The following is a 25,546-nucleotide window of genomic DNA, read 5'->3' on the forward strand; positions in this document are numbered from 1 at the left end:
CTTCCGAAGCATTAAACGCCGTACTGCTCGATCTTGATCAGGTTCGTTGCGCCAGCTCGGCCGCTCAGTGAACCCGCTGTAATCACAACATAATCGCCTTTTTCCAACAAGCCTGTGCTTCCACCACTCGTGATAGCTGATTGGAAAATTTCATCTGTCGTACCCGTCTTGCTTCCCTTCACCGGAACAACTCCCCATAGCAGAGCTAGACGCTGAAGTACATTATCGTCAGAAGTTATCGCGATTACCGGTGCCTCTGGACGATATTTGGATACCATACGAGCTGTAAAGCCGCTCTCTGTAGGAGTAAGAATCGCCTTCGCACCCAGCTCCAGAGATGAGCTTACTACCGCTTGGCTAATGACTTCAGTAGTCGTTGTCGGTTGTGCAGATCTGCGCTGACGGAAGCCGTCTTGATAATCAAGCATCGACTCCGCTTTGACAGCAATGGACGACATGATCGTAACGGATTGAACCGGATATTTACCCGCAGCCGTCTCACCGGAGAGCATGATTGCATCCGTGCCTTGCAATACCGCATTCGCAACGTCACTCACTTCCGCACGGGAAGGACGCGGATTAACCTGCATGGAGTCCAGCATATGCGTAGCTACGATGACAGGCTTGCCTGCAGCATTACATTTGTTAATCATCTCACGTTGGATCATCGGCACATCCTCAACAGGAATTTCGACGCCAAGATCTCCGCGGGCAACCATAATACCATCCGAAGCTTCAATGATGGCATCCAGATTCTGAACGCCTTCTTCATTCTCAATCTTCGAAATAATCTGGATGTGTCCAGCTCCGCTTTCCAGTAGCAGCTCACGAATTTGCAAAATATCTTCAGCTCTTCTAACGAAAGAAGGAGCAATAATATCGATTTTCTGTTCGATACCGAACAAAATATGGCGAATATCACGATCTGTTACGCCTGGCAGCGTCGTGCGAATTCCCGGCAGGTTCACGCCTTTTCTCGGCTTGATGACGCCTCCGTTAATGATCGTACATGCTATTTCAGTTGCTGTAATCTCTGCAACCTCAAGTTCAATCAGACCATCATCGAGCAGAATCGTATTGCCTGGCTTCACAACAAGCGGAAGCTCGCCGTAGTTCACATGAATCCGCTGACCATCACCCAGAATTTCTTCTGTTGTTAATGTCAACGTTTCCCCTGCAATCAGCTCGTATGAAGCATCCTGCAGCTTGCCAATACGCACTTCCGGACCTTTGATATCGAGCAGAATTGGAACAATTGCATTCGTTTCAGCGGAAGCCTTACGAATACGCTCAATTCGTGCAGCGTGATCCTCCAGCTCGCCATGAGCCATATTCAATCTTGCTACGTTCATGCCCGCATGAACCATATCCTTCAATACTTCCACAGAATCACAAGCTGGTCCCATCGTGCACACAATTTTCGTCTTACGCATATTGTCGATTCCTCCTGATGAACATTAATAGTTCTATTGTAGCTCGTTTCTTCCCAAGTCACCACGAATTATAGTACTCTATATGTATTATAGTACATATTACGAAGGGGGAAATGGGCATGCTGCAGCTATCGAATGTCCGTCAGGATAGAGGCGTCGATTGGTTCGATGATGGTACAAGGCCTGCCGGTATAGCAACGCTTGTATTAGTAAGCTATGGGAAAGTCGTGTACTGGATCGAGCATGAAAAAATCATTTTGGAGAAGGGAGACCTGCTGTTCATTCCCGCCTGTGAGCGATTTTACGGCAAATGTATTCCCACTGTGTTTCATGAGAAATACGTTATCGATTTCGGCGGAGCAGACAGCCTTTCCAGCCTGCCCATTATTCATAGAAGCCAATGGATTAAATCTAAGATTGGCAAATATGACTTATGCCTCAGCCGGTTCAAGACTCTCTATTCGGAATGGACAGAGAAATCGGTATACGCCGATATCATCGGACAAGCGATCTTAGTGGAATGGCTAGCCCTCTGGAACCGAGAGCTGGACGAAGGCCCTTACTCTCCCGAGATCCATCAGCATGTCGACCGAATGAAGAGCTATATCTCTAACCATTATCGGGAGAAAATAACGAAGGAGGAGCTGGGCGACTATATTCAAAAAAGCCCAAACTATGCGGCAACCCTGTTCCGACGGATAACCGGACAAACCATCAGTGAATTCGTGCATACAGCAAGGATGAAAAGAGCAGTCTATCTGCTCGTTGATTCTACTCTCACGGTGGGAGAGATAGCAGAGTTTGTCGGTTACCGCGACGTCTCCTACTTCCAGCGGATCTTCAGGCGTGAAACCGGCAAAACCCCTACTGATTACATGAAGGAGCGTCCCATCCCATAAGCCTTTATAATTCCAGTGAGGTTTATTGTGCGGTCATACTTTCTGCACTTTAATATGCACTCTAGATAGCGTTATAATACTAGTGAAGCCACTATTCGAACTCATTGGAGGTTATCATTAATGAAACCGTTCCCATTGCAACAACGGGATATTCCCGCCAGTCAAATTGTATTAGGCTGCATGCGCTTAGGCGGCGATTGGGATGACAAGAACCCAATTACTGCTGAGCACTATCGTGAAGGCCATGAAGCTGTCGAAGCGGCACTTGAGATTGGCGTCAATATGTTCGATCATGCCGATATTTATACAAGAGGAAAAGCAGAGCGTGTATTCGGACAAGTCCTGAAGGACCGTCCTGAGCTCCGCGAACAGATCCTCCTCCAATCCAAATGCGGTATTCATCTCGCTAATGGGGCTGATGAGCCCCATCGATTCGACTTCTCGGAATCCCACATTCTAGATAGCGTTGACGGCATCCTACAGCGTCTTGGTACAGAATACATCGATTTCCTGCTGCTGCATCGACCAGATGCTCTTGTTGAGCCAGAGGAAGTCGCAAGCGCCATCCATACGCTCAAGAAATCAGGCAAGGTTCGCCATTTCGGTGTGTCCAACATGAGCCAAGGACAAATCAAGCTGCTGCAAGCTTATACGGATGAGCCGTTTATCATTAATCAACTTGAGCTAAGTCTGCTGAAGCATGGCTTCGTTGATACTGGACTTCACGTCAATCAAGAAGCAGCACGCAGCAACGTATTCCCAGAAGGAACGCTCGAGTTCTGCCGTTTGGAAAATATTCAGCTGCAATCCTGGGGCCCTCTTGCCCAGGGCTTGTTCTCGGGAGCATCCCTTGAAGGAAAGAACGAAGCGATCATCAAGACGGCCAGCCTCGTCCAGCAGATGGCCGAAGAGAAGAGTACAACTCCAGAAGCTATTGTGCTTGCTTGGCTGATGACTCACCCTGCTGGCATACAGCCGGTTATTGGAACCATTAATCCTGGCCGTATTCGGGCTTGCAAGGATGCGAATACGCTGCGTCTCACTCGTAAAGAATGGTACAGACTATACGCGACCTCACGTGAGAGCAATCTGCCTTAAGCCGCACAGGAAAAGCCCAGTCCAGCGCGGTATTGCCGCATTGGACTGGGCTTTATTCAGGAGCTATTGTTAACGTTGAACCGCTTTGAAGCGGTAGATCTTGCTTGCATAATCACCGTGGAACAATGGAGCTGGAAGCCCTGCGTATAGAAGCTCGTCGCCGCCATAAACTGCGCCATTCTCTTCATATACATAATCCAGCGCAGGATCTAATCCTTTGAGACGGAATCTGCCCAGCGGAGGATTCGGTTCCTGAAGGACGGACACATAGACAGCGAACGCCTCTGTCTTATCCTTGGACACATACATCCACGACGCTTCATTTCCTTCGAATGGACTCTTAAGACGATAGAAGTCTCCGAATTGAACGAGATTACGAACATCCTTGTACAGTGCAACCTGATCCTTCACTTCTTCTTTCTCTTCCTCTGTAAATTTGGTCAGATCAAGCTCATAACCAAAGTTACCGGACAAAGCGACGTTCCCCCGAGTCTCAAGCGGTGTGATACGTCCCACTTGATGGTTAGGCACATCAGATACATGTGAACCCATAGAGCTGATCGGGTACACGATGCTCGTACCGTATTGAATCTTCAGACGGGATACAGCATCTGTATTATCGCTTGTCCATGTCTGCGGCATGTAGTAGAGCATACCAGGGTCGAATCGTCCGCCGCCGCCTGAGCAGCTCTCGAACAGAACCTCTGGGAATGCAGACGTAATCCGCTCCATCACGTTGTATAAGCCCAGCATGTAGCGGTGAGCTGTCTCACGTTGACGATCAGCAGGCAGCAGCGCAGAGCCAATCTCCGTCATATTGCGGTTCATATCCCATTTCACGTACGTAATCGGAGCGCTGGCCAGAATATCCGATACAGTCTGTACAATATAATCCTGAACATCCGCACGTGACATATCTAGAATAAGCTGATCACGGGCCGTTGTACGTCTGCGGCCTTCCACATGCAGACACCAATCAGGATGAGCACGATACAGATCGCTCTCCGGCGAGATCATCTCCGGCTCGAACCATAGTCCGAACTTCATATCCAGCTTACGAACACGGTCTACCAAATCCTCAAGTCCGTTAGGCAGCTTGTTCCTATCAACGAACCAGTCACCAAGCGAGGTTTTGTCATTATCCCGCTTCCCGAACCAGCCATCATCAAGAACGAAGAGCTCGATGCCCAGCTCTTGACCGACTTTGGCAATGGACTCAATCTTGTCTGCTGTGAAATTGAAATAAGTCGCTTCCCAGTTATTGATCAGGATCGGTCTGCTCTGATCGCGGAATGCACCACGGATCAGTCGTGTACGATACAGGTCGTGATAGCTGCGGGACATGCCTCCAAGACCCTGCGATGAGTGAACGAGCACCGCTTCTGGTGTCTGGAATTGCTCGCCTGGATCCAACTTCCAATTGAAGTTAAACGGGTTAATCCCTATTTGAAGTCTAGGGGAATGATATTGATCCACCTCAACCCCAGCGATAAAGTTACCGCTATAGACAAGGTTCACTCCATATACTTCGCCATGATCCTCATCCGCACCATCTTCCAGGAGCGCGATGAATGGATTCTGCACGTGGCTGCTGGAGCCGCGACGACTCTCAACTGACTGCATGCCTGGCTCCAAACGGCGCTTATGGATATGACGCTCGCGTGTCCAAGACCCTGACAGCTGCAGCATGTCATAGTCATCATTAGTGAAGTCTAGACTCATACTGAGCGCACGCAGTAATTGAAGCGTTCCAGTTCCGTTGTTAATAAGTCTTGCCGATCTAGTGATTGCATTGTGCTGCTCGAACACTGTATAAGTCAGAACAACTGTAAGGCCGGAGTAAGCGTCCTTCAGCGTCAGTTCAAGAGTAGAAGCCTCATTATCGCTCTCGGTATATACGGAAGGCAATCCTTCAAGCGCAGGCTTGCCCTGGCAAATTTCATGCGATTCATAACGCAGATCAGTCACTGTCGTGCCATCCGGAAGAAGCGCTTGATAAGCAGGAGTACGGAAATCCGAGTTGCCGTAAGCTGGATATTCATGCGGCATCGTGTCCAGTGATATGCTGCGATTATCCAAATCAGTCGAAGGACTGAAGGAGCAGCGCTCCTGCAATTGCAGCAAACGATCCAGCTGACTGCCACGAACCTTGCGTCCCCAATAGACGTGAGCGGGATATCCACCCTCTACTATTTTAATAACATAGCTTGTATCCAGTGATTGCAAGTGAAATACTTGTCCATCGAACGCAATTCCCATCGTTATAACCTCCATATAATTATCTATGTTGTTGTTTCATTGGCTTGGCCGCCACAGCTTTCCCGAATCATTAAGGTTGTGTCAATAATGACATGCAGGGGCACTTCCCTGCCTTCAATTCGCTCAAGCAGCAGCTGCACAGCTGTTCTGCCCATCTGCTCCGAATACACTTTAACTGACGTGAGCGGCGGACTGACGAATTCAGAAACCTCAATATCATCGAACCCGATTACAGCCATATCTTCCGGCACTCTGACACCTCTCTCATGCAAGGCGCGAAGCGCTCCTATCGCCATCGGATCACTTCCAACGAAGCAAGCAGACGGCCATTCACTCAGCTCGAGCATCCGCTTCATCAGCTCATAGCCATTGTTGGTCGTCCATTCTCCAGTCAGCATCCACTCTGGGGACGTTAGTCCAGTATGCTCAGCTATTTGCTTGAAATAAGCCATCCTCTGCTCATTGACCCCATCCTCAGCAATCCCTCCGATATAGCCAATCCGGCTATGCCCAAGCGAGATCAGATGATCCATTACATCCTGAACGGCCTGCTTGAAGTTCAAATTAATCGAATCATAATGACGGAATCTGGTGCTGTGGTCTACAAGCACGATATTGGCCTTATCTCCTAGCAAGTGCACGAGCTGCTGTTCTCTAATTGATCCAACGACGATAACGCCGCTGAGATGAGACAGGGGCTGCATATCCATTCCGCTGTTCTCTCTCCACACCTTCCCAATCGCTATGCCAAGCTCCTCACATCGACGCTCGACCCCTCTTCGGATGGATGCAAAATAAGGATCTTCACTCTCTTGCTCCTGCGATGAACATAGCAGCAGACCGATTTCGAGACTGGATAGCTGATTTTCTTTCTTCATTCGCTTCAATCGGGCTGGCTTGTATTGCAGCTCCTCGGCTATCGCGAATATACGGTCTCTTGTTTCTGTGCTTACGGACAAGCCCGGATCATTATTCAGCACTCTCGATACGGTTGCAGAAGACACACCAGCCTTCTCCGCTAATTGTTTAATCGTTGCCATTTCATTCACCACATTAGTTTTAGTTAATAAATTTACTAAATTCAATGAATATTTTATCAAATGAATCTGTTTCTTACAACTGTATTTTTATGCCGTTCTCAGTACTCATCTTTAATGTCAGCTTGTTGCTAGCGTTCTATTCGAATCTTACTATTTCTATTCTGCTCCAGACATGCACAAAAGACCGAATTAGCTGAGCGCTGCTCACCAATCCGGTCTTGATCTTGAGTATTCCTATTCATTAGCCGCATAATACAGTTCTGTGAACCTCTCAGGAGGAACAGGCGGACTATAAATATAGCCTTGAACGAGATCACAATTATGCTCACGAATAATTTGCAGCTCGTCTTGCGACTCTACCCCCTCTGTCACTACCTTCATATTCAAATTATGCGCGATGACGATCAATGACTTGAATATCATCTGCTTCTTAATATCATATACAATATCATGAATGAATGTTTTATCCAGCTTCAAGTAATGAAGCGGAATGCTCTGTAGATAACTCAGGGAAGAATAGCCTGTACCGAAGTCATCAAGCGACAGCCGAATACCAATCTGCTGAATATCATGCAGGATTTTGAGCGTATGCTCCGGTTTATCCATAAATATCGATTCTGTAAGCTCCAGCTCCAGCTGCTCTGGCCTAATGCCTGTCTCTCTAATAATCTTCTCTATCGTGTGCACAATATGCTTCTGCTGGAATTGAATCATAGACATGTTCACACTGACTGACAATGAGGAAATTCCAGCCTTCTCCCACTGCTTAATCTGCATACAAGCCGTCCTCAGCACCCATTCCCCCAGCTCAATAATATAGCCTGTTTTCTCGGCTAACGGAATGAATTCCAGCGGTGATATCATCCCGAGCTCTGGATGCTTCCAGCGCAGCAGCGCCTCCGCTCCATAAATCTGCCCCGTTGATAATTCCACCTTGGGTTGATAGTACAGTAGGAATTGATTGTTCTCAAGCGCTTGGAACAAGCTCTTCTCCAGCACACGCTCCTTCGTCGGCACATCATTCATGGAAGGTGAATATAACGTGCAGGTATTATGCTGCTTCTTCGCAACATATAACGCAATATCGGATTCCTTCATTAATCGCTCGCCGACGGAGGCATCCCATTCATGCTGCAGACTCATCCCAATGCTTGCTGTCATATAGAAATGTCTGTTATTCATCTGGATAGGCTCTGCAATCTGGGTAAGAATATCGTCAGCGACTAAGATTGCATGATGCAAATGATGAACAGCCTCTAGTAAGACGACGAATTCATCACCACCGAAGCGGAATACTCTTCCCTGTGTACCAATGGTATCTGTGATTCGCTCGGCAACTTGCTTCAGTAGCAAATCTCCCATTGCATAATCAAGAGTATCATTAATGAACTTGAAACCGTCTATATCGATATATAACATTGCCGTATTTCCGTGAGTTCCCTCCGGCCTAGCATCCTTCTCTTCCAGATACAGGCTGAAGCCATAACGATTAGGAAGTCCCGTGAGAAGATCATGCACCGCCTGATGCTGGAACATCTGCTCCGCCTCATTGCGATAATCAATCATACGATTGAAATGTCCAGCCATATGCTCGAACTCATCATTGGTCCGAATATCCAGCTTCTGAGTAAGCGCTCCACTCGCAAGCCTGCTTGAAGCCTCGACAACCTGTCTCATATTGTGACGGATGATTTTCTCAACAAGAAGCATCATTAATATAGTGATTGCAATAAGCGCTGCGCTTGAGATAAGGATAGAGCTAAGCATGCTTTTGTAATAGCCACTCAATATATTAGCCTTCGGGATAACCATTTCAAAATGCCACAGGTATTGCTCAATCGCAATAGGATAGAACATTCGAAGCACCTCGCCCGATCGCTCCTGATCCGGTGTATAGAGGATATTCACCGTATCCTTGCGGTAGTGGTCTAGTGATTGTCCGCCTGGCCAAGTCACATATGGCTCTGTAGCTAGTTCTGGGTTGACGCTATTCACCAGATAATTGTTACTCGTTGATATAATATTCGCGTGGCCGCCAAGCGGGCGCACCCCTGCTAGCTTGCTCTGAACGGTCTGCAAAGAAACATCAGCGCCTATAATACCGAGAAACTGTCCTTCCTCATTCAGGATGGGTAGAACAAACGACGTCATAAGAATATTTTCACCATCTATTTCGTAAAAATAAGGCTCTAGCAAAGCAAATTGCTTCGTCCGCTTCGGGATCTGATAATAGTCCCCTTCCCCTGCACGGTCATAATTGACAAGTGAGGTAGCTTGGATCGTTCCATTGTGGTGATTACGTACGATATAGGGAATGAATTGCCCAGTAGCATCCTCATAGCTGCTAGCATTGCGATGCTCGTGATCGCTATTATCAAAAGCATTAGGCTCCCATAGGGTATACGCAGCAAGTAGATAGGGGTTGTCACGAACAATCGTTTCTAACAGATGCACAACGCTGTCGCGATTATGCAAGGAGTCATTTCTCATTGTAAGCATGGAGCTCCTTACAGTCTCAAGCGTGGATATGGAATTACCGATTGATCTCTCGAAATCATCAATATAAATAATGGACTGCTTCTGTGCAAGCAGCTCACCCTCGGATAAGCTTAAATGATAGAGCTTGGCTAGATGAAAAGTAACCAATAATGCAAAAGACAGGATGATGAGTGCTCCTAGCGTAGTCATTAATTTCTGTGCAATACTGAGCCTCATCTTACTCACCTCTCAACCATCCTCTCATCGCTGCAGTGACCTATCATGTCTATCGGTCAAATTTACCAAATTATGATATGGTTCTAGTATACTTGACAAATAAAGATAAATTCAATGAAAATAATGGTGCTTTTTGCGTGAATTTGTCGAAAAAAGTCGGACTCCACTTGTGGCGAATGAAGCTCTTTTGACCTAAAAAGAAGAACCCACACCGTAATGGGTGTAGGTTCTTGACTTGCCACATGATTAAGCTTTATCTTGTTTCTGACTATTCTTATTATCTTCTTGCTGGTCTTGGAGCTTATCTTGACGCTTCGCTCCATCCTTATGCTGCGAACGATACAGCTTATGAAGCTCTTGACGAAGCTGATCAGCTGTCTTGCCTTCCGTAGCTATCCCGTTCTCAGCAGCTTTTTTGCGAAGATGCTCCAGAAGCTTTGCTTGATGCTCTGCCTTGAAGGCTTCCCATTTGGCAGGCTCCTTCGTTTTCATTGCTTGCAGCTCCGTCTTCAACTGATCCGCGCTCTTGCCTTCCGTTGTGATGCCGAAATACTCTGCCATATAGCGAAGCTTAGCTAGACGGTGCTCCTCGTAAGCTTTGCCAGATGCATGATCCCTGCCCTGAATTCCATATTTCCAGCTGTCATGGGAACGCTCCTTCCCATTATCGCTGGCTTCCGGATGAGCGGCATACGCCGGTACGGCAGACAGCAGCATGCCCGCTGCCAATACCGCGACAAACCATCGTGCTATCAATCTTGCCACAACCCTTCTATTCAATTCATGATGCTGAAGCTTGGCGAGCTCCTTCTGAGTTATTTTTCCCAAGCATCTGACAGAATAGTCCTCTGTTCTTGTTTATTTGACACAAATACCAGTTCATTACAGCTGCGACAGCTGTTCAAGCAATTCTTCCTTGGAGAAATGCTCACCGATAAAGACAGCTACATCGTTCACCTGGCCCTGAGGCGTAATACGCATGAAATCCGTTTCCTTATAAGCATATTGGAACAAAAATCTACTGCCTGTGTCTGAGAAGGTCACAATCCCTTTGGCTCTATAAATGTGGTCCGGCAGCCCTTTGAGCAGTGCTTCAAAAGCTACACTATCGACAGATTTATTCAAATAATGGGTCACTACCATAACATGGTCATGCGAATGATGATGCCCGCCGCCTTCATCCTCATGGGAGTGCTCGCTATGCTGATCCTCGTCTGAACGTTCTGTTGCTGCTGCTGCCTGTACCAGCGGTCCATCCTCCAGCCAAGTCCAATCATCCACCACGCAGCGAATTGTAGCCATAACTGGCGCATGCCTATTAAGCTCCCGCAGCAGCTGCTGCGCTTCAACCAGCTCATCTGGCTCCAGCTTATCTACCTTGTTCAGCAGCAATCTTGTCGCACAGCGAATCTGCTCCTGCATCAGCTTGAAGGTTCTTCCCTTGCCCTTGCGGCTGCGCTGCACCAGCTCAGGTCCATCTACTATTGTAATGACTGAACGCAGCTCAATCCGGCTATACATCGCTGCTTCCGTAACGCCATCTATAATCTCAATCGGATTCGCTGCTCCCGTAGATTCAATAATAATGACATCGGGCTGATGCTCATCGATGAGCATCTTAATCTCCATGCTCAGATCCCCGCGAATCGTACAGCAGATACAGCCGCTTAGCATCTCCGACATCGGCACTTCATCGCCTACAAGCTGACCGTCGAGATTAATATCGCCAAGCTCATTCATAATAACGGCTGCTTTCAAGCCTTTCGCCTGATAATCATCCAATAGCCTCGTTAATAAAGTTGTCTTGCCGCTGCCCAGAAAGCCGGACAACAAATGTATAGGAATGACCTTTGTATGTGTATCGATGTTCATGTTCATCTGCTTGTACCCTCTTCACTTGTAGATTCTTACTCATTATCATCGATTATATCGTAACGCTTACGAACTTAACAATAAGGGTGTTAGTTAGAATACAAAGGAATATCCACGTTTATAGCTGCTCAGCTGCCCACTTAAGTGGTACCGATTAAGCAATCAAATGCCTTTTCACACTTAAGGGCTTGGCGGTCCTTTAACTTATTGGAAAGTCAGGTGTGTTGACTAATTAAGGCTCTCACAGGCCTTTAAGTCCATTTATATGCTCGAAACGGATGCACACTAGGAGAATCCTAGGACTATAAAACTAATTTTTTTAGGAATAGTTTATAATCTCTTAAGCTTCTGTTCATTTTTCCCTAGGAAATATTTGCTACCATAGACGATAACAGACCAGAGGAGGACACCTAATATGAAACAAATGACTATAGCTCGCAAAATCACTCTAATCGTGGTATCCGCTCTCTTCTTCATCATTATCGTAGGCACGAGCGGTAATATTACGACTCGCCAAATGGCTGAGCGCTCAACAGATATGTATGAGAAAAGCCTGCTGCCACTATCATGGATTAATCAGATCGAGTCCAATGACAATAAACATAATGCTCTGCTTCTAGAGCTGATGTTCAATAATGATGATACTTTGATAGATGGAATCATTCAGAAGATACAGGAGACACAAGACCAAACGAATCAGCTGCTCACGAAATATCGTGAATCCAGCCTAACGACTGAGGAGTCTGCTGCTCTCTCCAAATATGATGAGCTGCTGACACAATATGAGGAACAGAAACAGCAGATTCTTAATTATATGACTACTGATCAAGTACCTGAGGCTTACAGCTATTATACCGAACAAACCGATCCTATTCGTGATGAAATGTCAGCCCTTCTCATCCAACTAGCTGATTCTGCCGAGGCTGCAGCCTTAGAGATGAACGACGAGAACCTTCTTCGAGCAGAGATCAACAATATTGTCACCTTGCTGATCACTCTGGCAGCGCTGCTGCTCCTTATCCCCATCGCTTATATCATTACTAGAATGATTACGAAGCCGGTACATGCCTTGAAGCAGTTGATGGCTGAGGCAGAGAATGGCAATATGTCCGTCCGGGGAACCTATTCGTCGAAGGACGAAATCGGGCAATTAACGGATTCATTCAATGGTATGATTGATGGCATTAGAGGATTGTTATATAAAGTAAATGAAAGCACACAGACGTTAACCTCTTCATCTGAGGAGCTTACTGCAAGTGTTCATCAGACTTCGGGAGCTGCCGAGCAAATAGCTGGGGAAGCTTCTGGTCTAGCTGTTGGCTTCGACAAGCAAACACAATCGATTGATGCCCTATCTCTTGCTGCCGAGCAGATGGTTGAGCGAATGGAGAATGTGGAGAGTATTGGGAAGGAAATGCAGCAGCTGGCGGGTCAAGCTGAGCTTGCGAATAAACATGGCGCCGCCGCCGCAAGAAGCATTCATGAGCAAATGATCGAAATTAAACAGACGGTAGAGGAGACCGAGGCTGGTATCTCAGCCTTGAACAGCCTGTCCACTCAAATCGGATCAATCGTAACAACTATTAACGAAATAGCCGGACAGACGAATCTCTTGTCTCTTAACGCTTCTATTGAAGCTGCACGTGCAGGTGATGCAGGACGTGGCTTCACTGTCGTAGCTGGTGAAATCCGCAAGCTCTCTGATGATGCTGCTGTATCCTCCCACCAGATTGCGGGATTGATCTCGAACATTCAGGCTCGAACAGAGGATGCTGTATTGTTGATGAAGAAAGGCGCAGAGCGAGTGGCACTTGGGACTGCGAAAAGCCATGATGCATCCGAATCCTTCGCAGCCATCGAGACCGCTATAACGCATACTGTTAATAAAGTAAATGAAACCGAACAAGCCATTGCAGACATCGTTGGCCAGTCTCGCCTCATGGCATCCTCCATGCAAAGAGTGAATGTCATTACCCATGAAGGAGAAGCCCGCGTCCAGCATATGTCCGCAGCCAGTGAGGAGCAAGCAGCAGCTATGGAGGACGTGTCCCATTCTGCACAGACGCTTGCTGCGTTAGCTGATGACCTGCAAACATCAATGAATCGCTTCAAGTTGTAATGGATTAAGCGGAGCGGAGCATACTCTCACATATCGAGATTTCGTGAACAGCAGATCCTGATCTTTATGGAAGTCATAGATAGAGTCATAGGCTGTCTAGATCAGTTGGTAGCCACACTGCGAAGCGATCAACGAGATTTTTGCTGTATTGCACGATAAAGAGGACTTGCGGGTGCGCTTGGCGCTGGCAGAGTGCAAGTCCATCGAGCAACCAACGAAGCTCACGCACGGAGAGAACGGATCGAGTCCAAAACCTGCTTGAACAAGTGCGGCTAACCCATCGATCGACTTGCGAAGATCCGTTGATCCACAAGCGAGATAAACGCGCTGGACGCTTGGTAAAGTTAGCATGGCGCCTCAAGTGCGATCACGATTTTGCGGAGTAAGTGGGGATCGAAGCCGGCATGAAGCTCGATACTGGCTTGTCCGATACGTACAACCAGAGAAGACGAAAGGGTACTAATATCTTTATTTTCGACCAACTTAAGTGGCACAAAGCGAGGAGAAGGAAGAGGAGATAGGGAAGCCGGGGAGGAAACACCTTTCATTTTGCGAAACCAGTATTTTAGTTGTTCTTTTGTACAGAATTGGCATTACACCAAGCAGCCATTGTGAGGCCGCTGGATCTGTAATTTGCAATACGATCCATCCATGCTTGGCGACGTTGTTCTCTCGTGGTCATGAGACAACCTCCTCGATTAGGTTGTCTTCATTTTCTCATGAATAGATTGGATGTTGAAGGTGGGCTGGTTTTGACGCTTACATATATACCGAAGTTGAGTATAAAAAAATAAAGAACAACAATGATCAAGAGTTAACAACTCTTGATCATTGTTGTTCCGACTAGTCTAATGAGGTTTGATCAGCCCTCATATTGCCCAGTTTTGGTAATAATTCATCTTCAGTTACCTCTCATTTGAATTATTTAACCTCTGATTAAGTATCCGAACTCTAAACAATATTACAAGGCCTACTAAAGTTAATATGCCGCCAAAAATAAAAATGACAACTGGTATAACTAATGCATAGGGATTTCCGGAAACATAAAGGATATCTGATTTATAACCCATTAAGGAAGCACCACTATTTTTAATTAGTCTACTATCTAAATAATCTTCTGATTTACTTTCCATGCTCATACTCTTTGTCTCTACCTGTTTTGAACTATTAACATAATAAATGTTCCATGAATCTGGTTCAGGCATTGTTACAATCGCAATTACATCATCTTCACTACTCATATTTTCATTTTTATGAACAACAAAAATGTTCACCCAAATTCCTTTCGTGTATGTAGTACTGTTATTAGCGATTCGTGCAGAAATTGGTTCTGTAAGGGGAGTTCCATTTAAGATAACTTGTAAATTCACTAAATCTCCTGACGGTTCTTCAATAATCTCAATAATGTTATTATTAAAATCTAATCGATTGCTTGCAAGATCCATTTGGGTAATTTTGTATTGATGATTCAAAGTACGTTGGATCTTCTTTTCTTTATACATTAAATACAAGGGGTTAACTGTAGCTATTACAATCATTACCCCTAATACGACTAAAATCACGCCAACTACTTTCTTCATAATAAACCACCTTTCAAGAAGTATTTAATAATTTTATACTAATGACAATTTTAGTTTTCGGGTAGTTCTATCTTTTATAGGTCCTTTCACCTTATAAATAAAAAATAAGCAAATATTCTTACAGATAAAATTATAGTTGTAAAAATACATTGGTAATTACCCTTATATATGAGTGGCTAATCAGAGCTTAAAGTAAAGGATTAATCCTCTTAACTCCTTTAGCCATCTACAATAATTTTGGGGGTTTTTACATGAATGTTGCTGTTAGAATTGCTGTATGGTTACCTTTTGATTGGATCCAATTCTCGGATACACCAACTCTTACTACTTGGTACGCTGGGGATGGAACACCCGCTCAAAGGGGAGGCGTGAATGGTTTTAATCCCGATTCGCCAAAGTTTCGTCTTGCTCAACAAGTTAACCTTACCATTAATGATACTACCGGTAAAGTTACGAGTGCGTTCGATTATAAGAACACAGGGGAGTCACAAAGGAAAGTATTGGAGAAAAATTTAACTCCTCCACGCACTAAAATCGACTCCTTATACGCGTCAAGGGATGGTATGATTTATCAGGAAATTAGTAATACAGGGAAAGACGGGACAGGAAATCCAGGGAAATTTGTATTTAAACTAACAGGAGCAGTAGCAGAACCATTTCAGTAGTATGCGCCAGATATTAATTATGATTTTAAAGTGACTGCCTATAGCACTGGTCTGGTCCAGGTAGAGGGTTCTCATGATGGTTTTCCATGTTATGAAGTCTATAAAAAGGTTGATGGTAAGCCCTGGGCCACAGTATACAAATGGGATGGACCAGCACAAGGAAAAACTCTCAATAATCTTTTCCCTCCAATGGATGTTACAGTTAATAATGCTGGATAAAACGGCAGCTAGTACTATTACAGCTTGTTGACTATTAAGGGACCGATGCCCCCGGCCTTGGATGGCCGAGGGGCATATTTTCGTGTTGGATTAATATATGTCCACAGCAATATTACTTCTGCCGATCAATATTGCTGTTTTCAAGTTAAGCAAACGGCTAGTTTAGTTCTAGAGGAAGTAATTTGGAAGTTGTTGTGAACGAAAATCGAAATAGGAACATTAATTCCTATATTGAGAGATTCTTCCTTTCGTTCTAAAATTTCTCTAACAGAACCGAACGTGAAAAAAGCGATCAGACCTCATGACTTAACTTCGTTAGTTTCATGTAATTTCCGATTGAAACTTTATACTACTCAATTGCGTCTAACTTAGAGCAAAAGAACATTGAATATGTACTACCGCTATGCTCAAAAACATAAAGGGATGTGTTCTATTATAAAAAAACATTTTTTTTACTTTTCGTGATAACTCTGATCATGGGATGCAGCGATTCAGAAAAAACAAATTCAGAACAGAGTTATAATGTGGGCAGCACAAACCAAATAACCCAGAGCACTCCTAAGTCGGCTTCTGTAAATGATGAACCAGTTTACATCGATGAAAATCAATATGAAGGTGATGAACGTAAGATTATAGAAGTATTAAATCAATATATCAAAATTTTTCACGAGAACGATGGTAAGAGTTATAATGAACTTTATGTTACTTCAAATAAAGGTGTTGTCAATCTAGAGAAAGTCGTTCAAGAAATCACTGACATTAAATTTGACGAAGAGATCTCATATGATATAGGCAGTGATAGAGCGGTCATTATTGAGTCGCTGGAGAGGAGTCCTAGGTATTCCTCTGAAACAAAAAAGAGCAAACAATTATATATTTTTAGAGATACGGAAGCGGGATGGAAATTAGTTGGGATATCTGACTGGTGGTAATTTAATCATGAAAAAAGAAGAGATCTTCAACATTCTGGTCAATCTGACCATTAGTTAAAGATCTCTTCTTTTTTGCCTGTCTTTGAGATTATCTCTACATCTGAAAATTGAATTAGTTAGACTTACTTAACATGTCATAATAACAATCTTCTAAAAGCCTGTACTCTGCAGCCATTATGTTGAATTGACTCTTACCATTGAATAAACATCACGTTTTGGATCTGGACTTGGTTCCCAATATTCATCACTAGCACTTGTATAAACATAGTCATATCAAGGGAGTGTAATTTCGTCATCTTTAATAATGAGTTAGTGAGTATCTCCGGGAATTAGAGGAGCAGCACAAAGAAGTTACAGTACTGACCCAAAATCTCGATGGGTTGCATCGTTAAAGCTGGTAGCAAAAATGTATATCCCGTAGGCGATATCCCCAGTTACGTTCGCTTGACCGCGATAAAGACGGTGTAGCTTGCGAGTAATTGGTGGTCTTATGTTTCAATTAGAAACGTTAAATAAAATAGGGGCAGCCTAATAGTCCTCATGCGGTCCGTTTCATGATAGAAAGAGCATCTAAAAGATCCGGTTTAACAGAAGCGGTTAGCCCCACTGGCTTTGGCATTCTTTTGTAATACTTGCTCTTCTTGATGGAGCTGCGTTGCATGAAGTAATGGAATCCCTAGACTACGAAGATATACCGACACAACTTTACCTTCATGATCTTCAATTAGAACAAAATAAGTCCGCTGGTGAGTACATTCAAGGTATCGATATCTGAAAACAGAGATCTAATTACCAACTGGTTTTGTTTCAATAGATAATATTTTTAATAGGTCATATGAAAACCAAAAAAGACAGCGTAGATAGAAAACTACGTGCTGTCTTTTTTGGTTTGATTTATATCATATGTGTTTTACAAAAGAGTATCTGAAGAGGTTATTAACTCAAGTAATTCCAGAACCATGTGTGACATTGCATCCTCTCTAGGCATATGAATATATTTGCTGATATGTTTCATATCTGAATAAAAGAGATTTATTATTTTCAAGATAGCATCATGATCATTATTTTTTGCACTTTCTAATAGAGTCATGAAATCTTCATCTGAGATAACTCTTTTAACATTTTCTTCTTCCACTTATTCACCGCCTGTTGACTCATGTTCATTTCCTTAGCAGCTTCAGCTTCTTTTTGCTCTAATATATAGAGTCTATATATAATATTTTTACCAATATCCGAGGATAGTCCACTCAACATTTGATTTAGAACAAGTTTATTATCGGAATCTAATGTAAAGCACGCCTCCCCCCTATTATGTTTTTCCTCGAATGAATTTTCCCTCCGCTTTAAGACTTTGGCCCGATATTGAATTCTCCAACCTATTCGATAAACTTCTTTTCGGTACTTTTCAAAGATGGTTACAGGTTCCATTAATGAAGAACCCCCCTTACTTATAATGTAACTATAGGGCTATTTATCGATTAGAATCACAACCGAAATAGGAACATTTGTTCTTTTTTTTATAACATCATTTCTCGCTTTAAAATGGTTGTATTTTTTACTCCCTTATTTCTTTTAAAGATAAAGGGAGGTGAGATTGCTCTATGCAGATAACAGATATTATTTCATTGGTTACCAATGTTGGTTTTCCAGTAACGTTGTGCTTTATTTTGGTTAGATATGTATTACAAACTGTAGGTGAAAAGCTCGATAAGTTGGATCACTCTTTATCTCAATTAACTAAAGCCATTCATTCTATAGAAGAAAGTAAAAAAAACGACGTTTAACTCTTTTCTATCCTATATTCCTTCCTTTAGTTATTAAGGACACAAGTTCATAATGTGTAGGCTCCGAGAATCGATTCCAGCACAAAATTTCTATTTAAAGATTCTTTCTACATTTAAGTAATTCCAATACGACATACAGTTGGAGTGATTCGAGCACTAACTGGTCTACTTAAATTAAACACTTAGAACAGATCTAACTTTACCAGGCTCATATCTGAAACTTAATTAATTCTGAACCATAAGTTGTTAAAATATCTCGCTGATTTCCCTTATATTATGAAAGGCTATTCTGGCCAGAATACCTACTCCATAAAAAGGAGTGATAATATGTCTTATACATTCTCTATGAAAAAAGTTTCTGACATTGGAAATCCAAACATTAAGTACAATTATGCTATTCTTACAACCGAAATTGAAAGTACCAAGCCCGAAATCATTAACAAACAAATTACTTCAACGCCTCATATTGGTGTTAATGGCGGGTTCTTTCATAGTGCGAGTTACTCCGTCCCTCCAGAAACATTGAAATCCATCAGTTATTGGAAAGGTGATACAGGATTTCAATTGATCAACCGCGATTTGTTCAATGTTCATCATTATTACCCTCCCATGTCTTATTAGGTATTTTAAATACCCTATTTATTAAAAAAACAATGATTCTTTTGCGGTATTGACATTACCTTTTGAGCGGAATAAACTAAAATTTGAGTAGTAGAAATACGATCCAACAGAAATCGTACTCTTTTCCTTCCTTTTCTACCGTTTGATCCTATTCTTGCTACCCTGTCTCATAGAGATTCTTTTGTGCCTGCACTTGTAAATCTCATTATATTTGGTATTATAAATACCGTCAAGTATTTTAAATACCCTTTCGAATAGAGCGGAGGATTAACATGTCAATGGGAGCCATCATCAAAGAGTTACGTATGAAAAAAGGATTAACACAGCAGGATATCGCTGCTAAGCTGGATATGGGACGTTCCAACTTCGGACATATCGAGAATGATAGAGTCATTCCTTCAAGCGAGGATCTGCAGAAGATCGCTGACATTCTAAATACGACTACCGATTACCTGCTCGGCAGAGAGCACGCGAGCAGTTCCGTTCCCGAATGGGCAACGTCCAAGGACAAACGCGATTTCAAGAAAATGCTCGAGGAAGACGGCGACCTCATGTTCGATGGCGTTCCGATCAGCAAGGCCGACCGTCAGCGTGTCATGGATGTGCTTACTGGATTGTTCTGGGAAGCGAAGCAGATGAACAAGCGCGGCAAAAAAGCAGCTGCTGAGGACCAATCGCCCAACAATACCGACAAGTAGGTGGTGCTATGGACAAACTAATCATGCGGCTTATCCGAAAGTACCATACGAACGATCCATTCACCATCGCAAGTGGATTAGGTATTCATATTCGATATGCCGATTTGGGTGAACAAACCAAGGGATTATATTATAAAAAGCTGCGGCGCAGATTTATCGTCATCCATGACCAGCTGCCAGATGATTGGCGCCGCTTCGTCTGTGCCCATGAGCTTGGGCATGATCGGCTCCATCCAGGCTTCAATCAGTTCTGGCTGGAAGAGCAGTCCTTCTTCAATGTTGGCAAGCTAGAGCGGCAGGCGAATAAATTTGCGGTCAGACTGCTCACAGCTGGCGATGCATTAGGACGCTGCGAATCCATCGGTGAATTGCTGCAGCGCAACAACATCCCCAAGGAAATGGACAAGTTTTATTTATAAAACTAAATAGGCATCAGAAACCCCCAAGGCTCAGGCACTTGGGGGTTTCTGATTATCTATAATGATGATTTTGTGTCTGGACACGTTACTATTAGCTGCAATCAGAGCAAGACTAGAACCAGAGTGAACGGCTGATGATGACAAGCAGGATGAAAAGGACAAGAATAAAACCAATGCTCGAGTTACCACCATAACCGCCACCGCAACCGCCGCCGCACCCTGGTCCGTAACCTGCACCAGCAACACTACCTACTCCATAGCTCATTTGTTCATCTCCTTTTACCTAAGGTACAGTATCCTATGTCGTAAAAGCCAAAGTGTATAGGCTGTTTCACAAATTGTGCTCCTGCTCATTTTTGTGCAAGGAGGAACCTGACCTTCCGTTATGCAGCTATGACATGTATGTTCCCAGCAGCTCAGTGAACTCTGATAAATAACGAAGATCCATCTCATCGAAACGGCTGAATAGGGGACTATCGATGTCGAGCACCCCGATCAGCTGCCCCTTGCTGCGCAGCGGAATAACGAGCTCTGAATTCGAAGCACTGTCGCATGCAATATGTCCAGGAAATTGATGAACATCGTCAACCAATATGGCTTCATTGCGGCTTATGGCGGTGCCGCATACACCTTTGCCCACCGCTATTCGCGTACAAGCCTGCTTACCCTGGAAAGGACCGAGCACCAGCTCTCGATCTCCATCCAGCAGGTAGAAGCCTACCCAGTTAATATCGCTGAGAAATTGATTCAACAGCGCAGATGCATTCGCTAAATTCGCGATTCTGCTCTTCTCATCCTCTACTAAGCTGACCAGCTGCTTCAATAACAAACCGTAGTTTTCCTCTCTGGTTCCCGTATAAAGTTCATTCACAAACATAGGATATCTCTCCCTGTAATTAATAGAATCGCACTATTCCCGATGCTTCTCCATCCACTGGACACCATAATCAACAAGCTGCCTCTGAGGCATTAAGCGGACAACAGCATCTCCTATTGTGCCTATTCGAACGAATGCCGTATCCCGTTCGAACGCTTCTCCAATGGCTGCAAAATCCTCCGAATCATAGTTAATCTCATCATACTCCAGCCACTCTCTACGGCCATTCTTAAGCACAGGAGCACCTTGCCTTGCCAGCATTTTACCGCTATAGCTCGCTCTATATTCTGCAAGATGCAAGGATGTATTGTTGCCATGCTCCACTCCGAGCAAGAGCACCCAGCCATCACAATCATAGAGACGTGCCAGCGGCGATCCCTCTCCAAACCCATAGCTAAGCGAATGATTGTCGACAATCTCATGTGCCCCTGGCCCTCTGGCAGCGAAGGATACTTGAGGATGACTGCTGCGAATGGTTCCCTCTTGCTTCCGGAAGCATTCGACGAGAGCACCCATTGCACTAGTCGGAGTCAGATCCGGCTGAAAAGGCGGCATTTCCTCGCGAAGGATGCTCCACCATGCTTCAGGCACCGGCGGATTCTGCCATTTGGCAGGATCGGATAAATCGCTAGTATGGGTAGGCATAACAAGTGTCCCTTGCTCACCAATAAGCTCTTCCAATGCTAGAACGACAGTCTGCGCGCCGCCTGCAATAAAGCGGTTCATTGCACTAAGCGAAGAGTGAACGAGTAGAGTCATCCCACTGGATACGCCTAGATTCGATAAATCTCTCGCTAGTGTTGCTATAGTAATCGGCAATTCTGCCTCGTTATATTTCATATACATACTCCTATTCTTCCTTAATCCAAAAGAGGCTTCGCATAAGCCCAATGAACTCATGCGAAGCCTCTACATAATGCTTTCAGTTGGATTATCCTAGGTTAATCTCACTAAGCTGTAGTTCTTTTTGCCTTTGCGAATAATAATGAAGCGGCCATCGAATGCATCAGCAGCAGTGATCTCCGTCTCAAGATCATTGACACGCTCGCCATTCATCGAGATCGCGCCTTTCGTAATATCCTCTCGAGCTTGGCGCTTAGAAGGCTCAATACCGGTGTCTACCAGCCAATCCACAATATTCTTCGGCTCTTTTGAGGCTTGGAAGGTAGGCATTTCTTTGAAGCCTTGCTCGATTTCATCTGCCGTCAGCGACTTAATATCACCACTGAATAGTGCAGCTGTAATTTTTTTGGCCTGCTCCAGCAATTCCTCACTGTGTACGAACTTCGTCATTTCCTCCGCCAGCGTTTTTTGCGCTTCGCGTTTATGAGGCTCGGTCTGCACCTTTTCTGCCAAAGCATCGATTTCCGATTTGCTGAGGAAGGTGAAGAACTTCAAGTATTTAATAACATCACGGTCATCTGTGTTCGCCCAGAATTGGTAGAATTCGAATGGCGTTGTTTTGTTAGGATCGAGCCATACTGCGCCGCCAGCTGTTTTGCCGAACTTCGTACCATCCGCTTTCAGCATAAGAGGGATCGTCAATCCGAACGCTTGAGCCTCTGAGCCTTCTTTTTTGCGAATCAGGTCCAGGCCGCTCGTAATGTTGCCCCATTGATCAGAGCCGCCAATCTGCAGCTGAACGTCATTCTCCTTGAACAGATGAAGGTAATCCATGGATTGCAGAATCTGGTACGAGAACTCCGTGAATGAAATCCCGCTGTCGAGCCTGCTGGATACGACATCCTTGGAGAGCATCGTATTGATGCTGAAGTTCTTCCCGTAGTCACGCAAGAAGTCGATAACATTGATTTTATGGGTCCAGTCGTAGTTGTTCACCATCGTTACCCGATTGCTGCCATCGGTGTCGAACAGCTTTTTCATCTGGGCAGTCAGTGCATCCACGTTAGCCTGTATTTGCTCCATCGTTTGCAGGCTGCGCTCCGTCTGACGACCGCTTGGATCACCGATTGTACCAGTTGCACCGCCGATTAGAATAACAGGCTTATGCCCGGCAAGCTGGAACCGCTTCAGCATCATGAAAGGAATCAAATGTCCGATGTGCATGCTGTCGCCCGTTGGATCAACACCACAATACAAGGAAATTTGTTTTTCATCTATTAATTTGCGCAGTCCCTCTTCATCCGTCTGTTGGTTGATGGCGTCACGCCATTGTAATTCGTCCATAATGTTCATGGTTTATTCACTCCCTCTTAATGATCATCCTACTGCTCGTAAAAAATAAAAAATCGCCCCCGTGTCTATTGTAGACATAGGGACGATTGAATAACCGTGTTACCACCCAGATTGCATGAAGGGCGGACGAGCCGTCATTCATACCACTTTCAGCAATAATATCGATTGCTACTCCGCTTAGATAACTAAGATACTCCAAAGGTGTAATTCGCGCGCTTGTGTGTGCCAGGTTCCATCAACCCCTGACTTTCTGCAAACAGTGACAAGCTGCTACTGGGCTTCTTCAACGTATATCACATATTAGATTACAGACAGTATATTTAATTATAGATTTCTTGTCAATCCAGATCACAGATTTTCGCAGAACTAACAACCTACCGCCAGCCTTTCTCGTCCGGCGGATAGGTCGTTATTCATTAATTCAAGAAGCCCTCCAGCGCGATTGTCGGCTTGCCATCTGCCTGCCATGCTCCCTTACTATAGCCCCCGTTATAGCTAGGAGTGGCTTGCGGCTCCCAATAAAATACGCCTAGACCTTTCCCGCCTGAGATGTTGCGTATCTTCGTCTTAATATCGGCAACGAAGCTTTTGGCAGCGGCAGGCTGGTTATAATCCATTCCGATCTCAGTAATCATGATTGGCTTGCCATACCGCGTAATCATATTGTTCGAGTTGCTGACCGTTTGTGTGACCTTAGACGACCAATCTGAACTGGATGGATACAGCGACATCCCAATAATATCGAAGGTTGCCCCGTTAGCGATTAGTCCGCCAATATTCCAGACGAACACACTGTTGTCATAGCCATTCGCCAGATGAACAATGGTTTTGGTAGCCGAGCTAATAGACTTCACCGCATTGTTGCCAGTGTTGATCAGCCAAGCGTAGTTTTGCATGTTCAAGGATGCTTTGCCATCATTCCAGAGCATACCGTCATTCGTTTCGTTGCCGATCTGTACCCAATCAGGTGTGACACCCTTGCTCTGCATAGCTGTCATAACCTCGCGCGTATGATTCCATACAGCGTCCATCAGCTGCTGGAAGGTATAGCTTGCCCAAGCAGCTGGCTTGGTCTGCTGGCCCGGATCAGCCCACGAATCGCTGTAGTGAAGTGTAAGCATGACGCTCATTCCGGCATCCTTCGCCCGCTTCGCCAAGGTTGCAGCGCGATCTTTATTCATATATCCGTTGCCATAGCTCGAAGAAGGATTAACAAAGACTCGAATACGTACAGAGTTGATCTGGTAGTCCTGCTTCAGGATTTGAATAATGTCCCTAGTTACACCGTTTTTGTCCTTCCAGGTATAGCCTTGCGCCTCCATACCGGGTACCCAGCTGATGTCCGCACCTTTCGCGAATGCCGGAGCGGCGCTGACCTGCGGAACAGATCCCCCATTCACTCCAATAATAGTCATTAACAGCGCTGCAACAAGCATAAGGCTTACAATCCTTCGTTTCATTCCATCTCCTCCTTCACCTGAATGTTGAAGCAATAATCCTTTAATGTATACGCTTTCATTATATGGGCTTCCAACCTCTGCACATAGGATATAATTGCAACATTCATAATGTTATGGAAGCCTAATTTCCTTTTCACAACGAGTCAAGCTTTCTCCACTTCTGCAAAAAGAAAGAGGCCACGCCGCTGCGTGACCTCTAGTGCTCTTCTAATCAGAATCTATAGGATCAGATCCGTTGCTTGTAGAATTCTCTGTGCCAGCGTTGCGACCTCAGCTCGAGAAATATAAGCTTTCGGAGCAAGCTGTGTGCTCGTTTCCCCGGAAACAATTCCGGTCTGCAAGCAATCGATAATGCCCGACAATGCCCAATCAGATATGGCAGCTCTATCCTCGAACGGACTAAGCAGCTGTTCTGCCTCTGTCGCTTGAAGCTCTGTTTGAATACCGGTTAGCATCATCATTTTGGCGATGATCGTCATCGCTTGCTCACGTGTAATTTTATCATTCGGTTTGAACGTATCTTCTCCAAATCCGTTGATCAAGCTGTTGGCATAAGCAGTTTGAATATAACGGCTATACCAATCTGTCGTATTTACATCCGTGAAAGGACTTGACTGAGCATCCGGCTTAAGCCCAATGCTCTATCCAAAAAACCTCGTA

Annotated in this window: 28 protein-coding genes; 11 read left to right on the forward strand and 17 right to left on the reverse strand. The window is 44.7% G+C overall.

What is annotated here, in order from left to right; all coding sequences use genetic code 11:
• Positions 1–11: 11 nt before the first annotated feature.
• Positions 12–1,433: a pyruvate kinase gene (gene pyk, locus AC6ESP_RS10060; protein ID WP_497096584.1), complete on the reverse strand. Its 1,422-nt coding sequence runs from the start codon at positions 1,431–1,433 to the stop codon at positions 12–14.
• A gap of 119 nt (positions 1,434–1,552) precedes the next feature.
• On the opposite strand from pyk, the gene AC6ESP_RS10065 reads away from it, so the two are divergent.
• Together AC6ESP_RS10065 and AC6ESP_RS10070 are read left to right on the forward strand one after the other, a co-directional pair.
• Positions 1,553–2,332: an AraC family transcriptional regulator gene (locus tag AC6ESP_RS10065; protein WP_497096585.1), complete on the forward strand. Its 780-nt coding sequence runs from the start codon at positions 1,553–1,555 to the stop codon at positions 2,330–2,332.
• A gap of 120 nt (positions 2,333–2,452) precedes the next feature.
• The gene (locus AC6ESP_RS10070) at positions 2,453–3,430 is read left to right on the forward strand and encodes an aldo/keto reductase (protein WP_497096586.1); all 978 of its coding nucleotides are present in this window, start codon (positions 2,453–2,455) and stop codon (positions 3,428–3,430) included.
• Positions 3,431–3,499: 69 nt separating this feature from the next.
• Here AC6ESP_RS10070 and AC6ESP_RS10075 read toward each other — a convergent pair whose 3' ends face one another.
• The 5 genes from AC6ESP_RS10075 to AC6ESP_RS10095 all read right to left on the reverse strand — a co-directional run bounded on the left by AC6ESP_RS10075 (position 3,500) and on the right by AC6ESP_RS10095 (position 11,316).
• Positions 3,500–5,689, reverse strand: coding sequence for an alpha-galactosidase (locus AC6ESP_RS10075; protein ID WP_497096587.1), 2,190 nt, complete (start codon positions 5,687–5,689; stop codon positions 3,500–3,502).
• A gap of 23 nt (positions 5,690–5,712) precedes the next feature.
• Positions 5,713–6,729, reverse strand: a complete 1,017-nt coding sequence (locus AC6ESP_RS10080) for a LacI family DNA-binding transcriptional regulator (RefSeq protein ID WP_497096588.1) — start codon at positions 6,727–6,729, stop codon at positions 5,713–5,715.
• Between the two features lie 234 nt (positions 6,730–6,963).
• On the reverse strand, positions 6,964–9,444 hold the full coding sequence (locus AC6ESP_RS10085; RefSeq protein WP_497096719.1) for a bifunctional diguanylate cyclase/phosphodiesterase: 2,481 nt from the start codon (positions 9,442–9,444) through the stop codon (positions 6,964–6,966).
• A gap of 246 nt (positions 9,445–9,690) precedes the next feature.
• Positions 9,691–10,272, reverse strand: coding sequence for a hypothetical protein (locus AC6ESP_RS10090; protein ID WP_497096589.1), 582 nt, complete (start codon positions 10,270–10,272; stop codon positions 9,691–9,693).
• Positions 10,273–10,326: 54 nt separating this feature from the next.
• On the reverse strand, positions 10,327–11,316 hold the full coding sequence (locus AC6ESP_RS10095; protein WP_497096720.1) for a CobW family GTP-binding protein: 990 nt from the start codon (positions 11,314–11,316) through the stop codon (positions 10,327–10,329).
• A gap of 415 nt (positions 11,317–11,731) precedes the next feature.
• Here AC6ESP_RS10095 and AC6ESP_RS10100 point away from each other — a divergent pair, with 415 nt between their 5' ends.
• Positions 11,732–13,435 carry a methyl-accepting chemotaxis protein gene (locus AC6ESP_RS10100; protein ID WP_497096590.1) on the forward strand — a complete coding sequence of 568 codons (1,704 nt, stop codon included), beginning with the start codon at positions 11,732–11,734 and terminating at the stop codon, positions 13,433–13,435.
• Positions 13,436–13,531: 96 nt separating this feature from the next.
• Here AC6ESP_RS10100 and tnpB read toward each other — a convergent pair whose 3' ends face one another.
• The 3 genes from tnpB to AC6ESP_RS10115 all read right to left on the reverse strand — a co-directional run bounded on the left by tnpB (position 13,532) and on the right by AC6ESP_RS10115 (position 15,015).
• Positions 13,532–13,786: an IS66 family insertion sequence element accessory protein TnpB gene (gene tnpB / locus AC6ESP_RS10105; RefSeq protein WP_497096591.1), complete on the reverse strand. Its 255-nt coding sequence runs from the start codon at positions 13,784–13,786 to the stop codon at positions 13,532–13,534.
• A 214-nt stretch (positions 13,787–14,000) separates the two neighbouring features.
• On the reverse strand, positions 14,001–14,117 hold the full coding sequence (gene tnpA, locus AC6ESP_RS10110) for an IS66 family insertion sequence element accessory protein TnpA (RefSeq protein WP_497096592.1): 117 nt from the start codon (positions 14,115–14,117) through the stop codon (positions 14,001–14,003).
• 223 nt (positions 14,118–14,340) lie between these two features.
• Positions 14,341–15,015 (reverse strand): hypothetical protein, encoded by a 675-nt coding sequence (locus AC6ESP_RS10115; protein WP_497096593.1) that lies wholly within the window; start codon positions 15,013–15,015, stop codon positions 14,341–14,343.
• A gap of 251 nt (positions 15,016–15,266) precedes the next feature.
• Here AC6ESP_RS10115 and AC6ESP_RS10120 point away from each other — a divergent pair, with 251 nt between their 5' ends.
• From AC6ESP_RS10120 to AC6ESP_RS10135, 4 genes are all read left to right on the forward strand, one after another.
• Entirely contained in the window at positions 15,267–15,680 is a 414-nt protein-coding gene (locus tag AC6ESP_RS10120) for a hypothetical protein (RefSeq protein ID WP_497096594.1), read from the forward strand.
• 12 nt (positions 15,681–15,692) lie between these two features.
• On the forward strand, positions 15,693–15,899 hold the full coding sequence (locus tag AC6ESP_RS10125) for a DUF3238 domain-containing protein (RefSeq protein ID WP_497096721.1): 207 nt from the start codon (positions 15,693–15,695) through the stop codon (positions 15,897–15,899).
• Between the two features lie 476 nt (positions 15,900–16,375).
• Positions 16,376–16,831: a hypothetical protein gene (locus tag AC6ESP_RS10130; RefSeq protein ID WP_497096595.1), complete on the forward strand. Its 456-nt coding sequence runs from the start codon at positions 16,376–16,378 to the stop codon at positions 16,829–16,831.
• 410 nt (positions 16,832–17,241) lie between these two features.
• Positions 17,242–17,310, forward strand: a complete 69-nt coding sequence (locus AC6ESP_RS10135) for an excalibur calcium-binding domain-containing protein (RefSeq protein ID WP_497096722.1) — start codon at positions 17,242–17,244, stop codon at positions 17,308–17,310.
• A 431-nt stretch (positions 17,311–17,741) separates the two neighbouring features.
• Here AC6ESP_RS10135 and AC6ESP_RS10140 read toward each other — a convergent pair whose 3' ends face one another.
• Together AC6ESP_RS10140 and AC6ESP_RS10145 are read right to left on the reverse strand one after the other, a co-directional pair.
• Positions 17,742–17,966 carry a hypothetical protein gene (locus tag AC6ESP_RS10140; protein WP_497096596.1) on the reverse strand — a complete coding sequence of 75 codons (225 nt, stop codon included), beginning with the start codon at positions 17,964–17,966 and terminating at the stop codon, positions 17,742–17,744.
• Entirely contained in the window at positions 17,918–18,259 is a 342-nt protein-coding gene (locus tag AC6ESP_RS10145; protein ID WP_497096597.1) for a sigma-70 family RNA polymerase sigma factor, read from the reverse strand. The genes AC6ESP_RS10140 and AC6ESP_RS10145 overlap by 49 nt, the downstream gene beginning before the upstream one ends.
• 173 nt (positions 18,260–18,432) lie before the next feature.
• Between AC6ESP_RS10145 and AC6ESP_RS10150 the strand changes: the two genes are divergently transcribed.
• From AC6ESP_RS10150 to AC6ESP_RS10165, 4 genes are all read left to right on the forward strand, one after another.
• Positions 18,433–18,615, forward strand: coding sequence for a hypothetical protein (locus AC6ESP_RS10150; protein WP_497096598.1), 183 nt, complete (start codon positions 18,433–18,435; stop codon positions 18,613–18,615).
• Between the two features lie 327 nt (positions 18,616–18,942).
• On the forward strand, positions 18,943–19,236 hold the full coding sequence (locus AC6ESP_RS10155) for a hypothetical protein (protein ID WP_497096599.1): 294 nt from the start codon (positions 18,943–18,945) through the stop codon (positions 19,234–19,236).
• Between the two features lie 278 nt (positions 19,237–19,514).
• A complete protein-coding gene (locus tag AC6ESP_RS10160; protein WP_497096723.1) occupies positions 19,515–19,934 on the forward strand; it encodes a helix-turn-helix domain-containing protein in 420 nt (139 codons plus the stop codon).
• 8 nt (positions 19,935–19,942) lie between these two features.
• A complete protein-coding gene (locus tag AC6ESP_RS10165) occupies positions 19,943–20,353 on the forward strand; it encodes an ImmA/IrrE family metallo-endopeptidase (protein WP_497096600.1) in 411 nt (136 codons plus the stop codon).
• A 112-nt stretch (positions 20,354–20,465) separates the two neighbouring features.
• Here the strand turns inward: AC6ESP_RS10165 and AC6ESP_RS10170 are convergent, their stop codons facing one another.
• The 6 genes from AC6ESP_RS10170 to AC6ESP_RS10195 all read right to left on the reverse strand — a co-directional run bounded on the left by AC6ESP_RS10170 (position 20,466) and on the right by AC6ESP_RS10195 (position 25,524).
• Positions 20,466–20,618: a sporulation protein YjcZ gene (locus AC6ESP_RS10170; protein ID WP_497096601.1), complete on the reverse strand. Its 153-nt coding sequence runs from the start codon at positions 20,616–20,618 to the stop codon at positions 20,466–20,468.
• Positions 20,619–20,744: 126 nt separating this feature from the next.
• Positions 20,745–21,230: a GAF domain-containing protein gene (locus AC6ESP_RS10175; RefSeq protein WP_497096602.1), complete on the reverse strand. Its 486-nt coding sequence runs from the start codon at positions 21,228–21,230 to the stop codon at positions 20,745–20,747.
• 33 nt (positions 21,231–21,263) lie between these two features.
• A complete protein-coding gene (locus AC6ESP_RS10180) occupies positions 21,264–22,070 on the reverse strand; it encodes an AAC(3) family N-acetyltransferase (RefSeq protein WP_497096603.1) in 807 nt (268 codons plus the stop codon).
• A 96-nt stretch (positions 22,071–22,166) separates the two neighbouring features.
• The gene (gene tyrS / locus AC6ESP_RS10185; protein ID WP_497096604.1) at positions 22,167–23,426 is read right to left on the reverse strand and encodes a tyrosine--tRNA ligase; all 1,260 of its coding nucleotides are present in this window, start codon (positions 23,424–23,426) and stop codon (positions 22,167–22,169) included.
• A 416-nt stretch (positions 23,427–23,842) separates the two neighbouring features.
• Positions 23,843–24,841 carry a glycoside hydrolase family 53 protein gene (locus tag AC6ESP_RS10190; protein WP_497096724.1) on the reverse strand — a complete coding sequence of 333 codons (999 nt, stop codon included), beginning with the start codon at positions 24,839–24,841 and terminating at the stop codon, positions 23,843–23,845.
• Between the two features lie 263 nt (positions 24,842–25,104).
• Positions 25,105–25,524 carry an S-layer homology domain-containing protein gene (locus tag AC6ESP_RS10195; RefSeq protein WP_497096725.1) on the reverse strand — a complete coding sequence of 140 codons (420 nt, stop codon included), beginning with the start codon at positions 25,522–25,524 and terminating at the stop codon, positions 25,105–25,107.
• Positions 25,525–25,546 lie beyond the last annotated feature (22 nt).

The sequence above is a fragment of the Paenibacillus xinjiangensis genome (assembly GCF_059686975.1).

What these genes read in the sequence shown, in the direction of transcription:
- pyk (WP_497096584.1), bottom strand. Translation starts at nt 1,433, where the DNA reads ATGCGTAAGACGAAAATTGTGTGCACGATGGGACCAGCTTGTGATTCT.
- AC6ESP_RS10065 (WP_497096585.1), top strand. Translation starts at nt 1,553, where the DNA reads ATGCTGCAGCTATCGAATGTCCGTCAGGATAGAGGCGTCGATTGGTTC.
- AC6ESP_RS10070 (WP_497096586.1), top strand. Translation starts at nt 2,453, where the DNA reads ATGAAACCGTTCCCATTGCAACAACGGGATATTCCCGCCAGTCAAATT.
- AC6ESP_RS10075 (WP_497096587.1), bottom strand. Translation starts at nt 5,689, where the DNA reads ATGGGAATTGCGTTCGATGGACAAGTATTTCACTTGCAATCACTGGAT.
- AC6ESP_RS10080 (WP_497096588.1), bottom strand. Translation starts at nt 6,729, where the DNA reads ATGGCAACGATTAAACAATTAGCGGAGAAGGCTGGTGTGTCTTCTGCA.
- AC6ESP_RS10085 (WP_497096719.1), bottom strand. Translation starts at nt 9,444, where the DNA reads ATGAGGCTCAGTATTGCACAGAAATTAATGACTACGCTAGGAGCACTC.
- AC6ESP_RS10095 (WP_497096720.1), bottom strand. Translation starts at nt 11,316, where the DNA reads ATGAACATCGATACACATACAAAGGTCATTCCTATACATTTGTTGTCC.
- AC6ESP_RS10100 (WP_497096590.1), top strand. Translation starts at nt 11,732, where the DNA reads ATGAAACAAATGACTATAGCTCGCAAAATCACTCTAATCGTGGTATCC.
- tnpB (WP_497096591.1), bottom strand. Translation starts at nt 13,786, where the DNA reads ATGCTAACTTTACCAAGCGTCCAGCGCGTTTATCTCGCTTGTGGATCA.
- tnpA (WP_497096592.1), bottom strand. Translation starts at nt 14,117, where the DNA reads ATGACCACGAGAGAACAACGTCGCCAAGCATGGATGGATCGTATTGCA.
- AC6ESP_RS10115 (WP_497096593.1), bottom strand. Translation starts at nt 15,015, where the DNA reads ATGAAGAAAGTAGTTGGCGTGATTTTAGTCGTATTAGGGGTAATGATT.
- AC6ESP_RS10120 (WP_497096594.1), top strand. Translation starts at nt 15,267, where the DNA reads ATGAATGTTGCTGTTAGAATTGCTGTATGGTTACCTTTTGATTGGATC.
- AC6ESP_RS10130 (WP_497096595.1), top strand. Translation starts at nt 16,376, where the DNA reads ATGGGATGCAGCGATTCAGAAAAAACAAATTCAGAACAGAGTTATAAT.
- AC6ESP_RS10145 (WP_497096597.1), bottom strand. Translation starts at nt 18,259, where the DNA reads ATGGAACCTGTAACCATCTTTGAAAAGTACCGAAAAGAAGTTTATCGA.
- AC6ESP_RS10150 (WP_497096598.1), top strand. Translation starts at nt 18,433, where the DNA reads ATGCAGATAACAGATATTATTTCATTGGTTACCAATGTTGGTTTTCCA.
- AC6ESP_RS10155 (WP_497096599.1), top strand. Translation starts at nt 18,943, where the DNA reads ATGTCTTATACATTCTCTATGAAAAAAGTTTCTGACATTGGAAATCCA.
- AC6ESP_RS10160 (WP_497096723.1), top strand. Translation starts at nt 19,515, where the DNA reads ATGGGAGCCATCATCAAAGAGTTACGTATGAAAAAAGGATTAACACAG.
- AC6ESP_RS10165 (WP_497096600.1), top strand. Translation starts at nt 19,943, where the DNA reads ATGGACAAACTAATCATGCGGCTTATCCGAAAGTACCATACGAACGAT.
- AC6ESP_RS10170 (WP_497096601.1), bottom strand. Translation starts at nt 20,618, where the DNA reads ATGAGCTATGGAGTAGGTAGTGTTGCTGGTGCAGGTTACGGACCAGGG.
- AC6ESP_RS10175 (WP_497096602.1), bottom strand. Translation starts at nt 21,230, where the DNA reads ATGTTTGTGAATGAACTTTATACGGGAACCAGAGAGGAAAACTACGGT.
- AC6ESP_RS10180 (WP_497096603.1), bottom strand. Translation starts at nt 22,070, where the DNA reads ATGAAATATAACGAGGCAGAATTGCCGATTACTATAGCAACACTAGCG.
- tyrS (WP_497096604.1), bottom strand. Translation starts at nt 23,426, where the DNA reads ATGAACATTATGGACGAATTACAATGGCGTGACGCCATCAACCAACAG.
- AC6ESP_RS10190 (WP_497096724.1), bottom strand. Translation starts at nt 24,841, where the DNA reads ATGACTATTATTGGAGTGAATGGGGGATCTGTTCCGCAGGTCAGCGCC.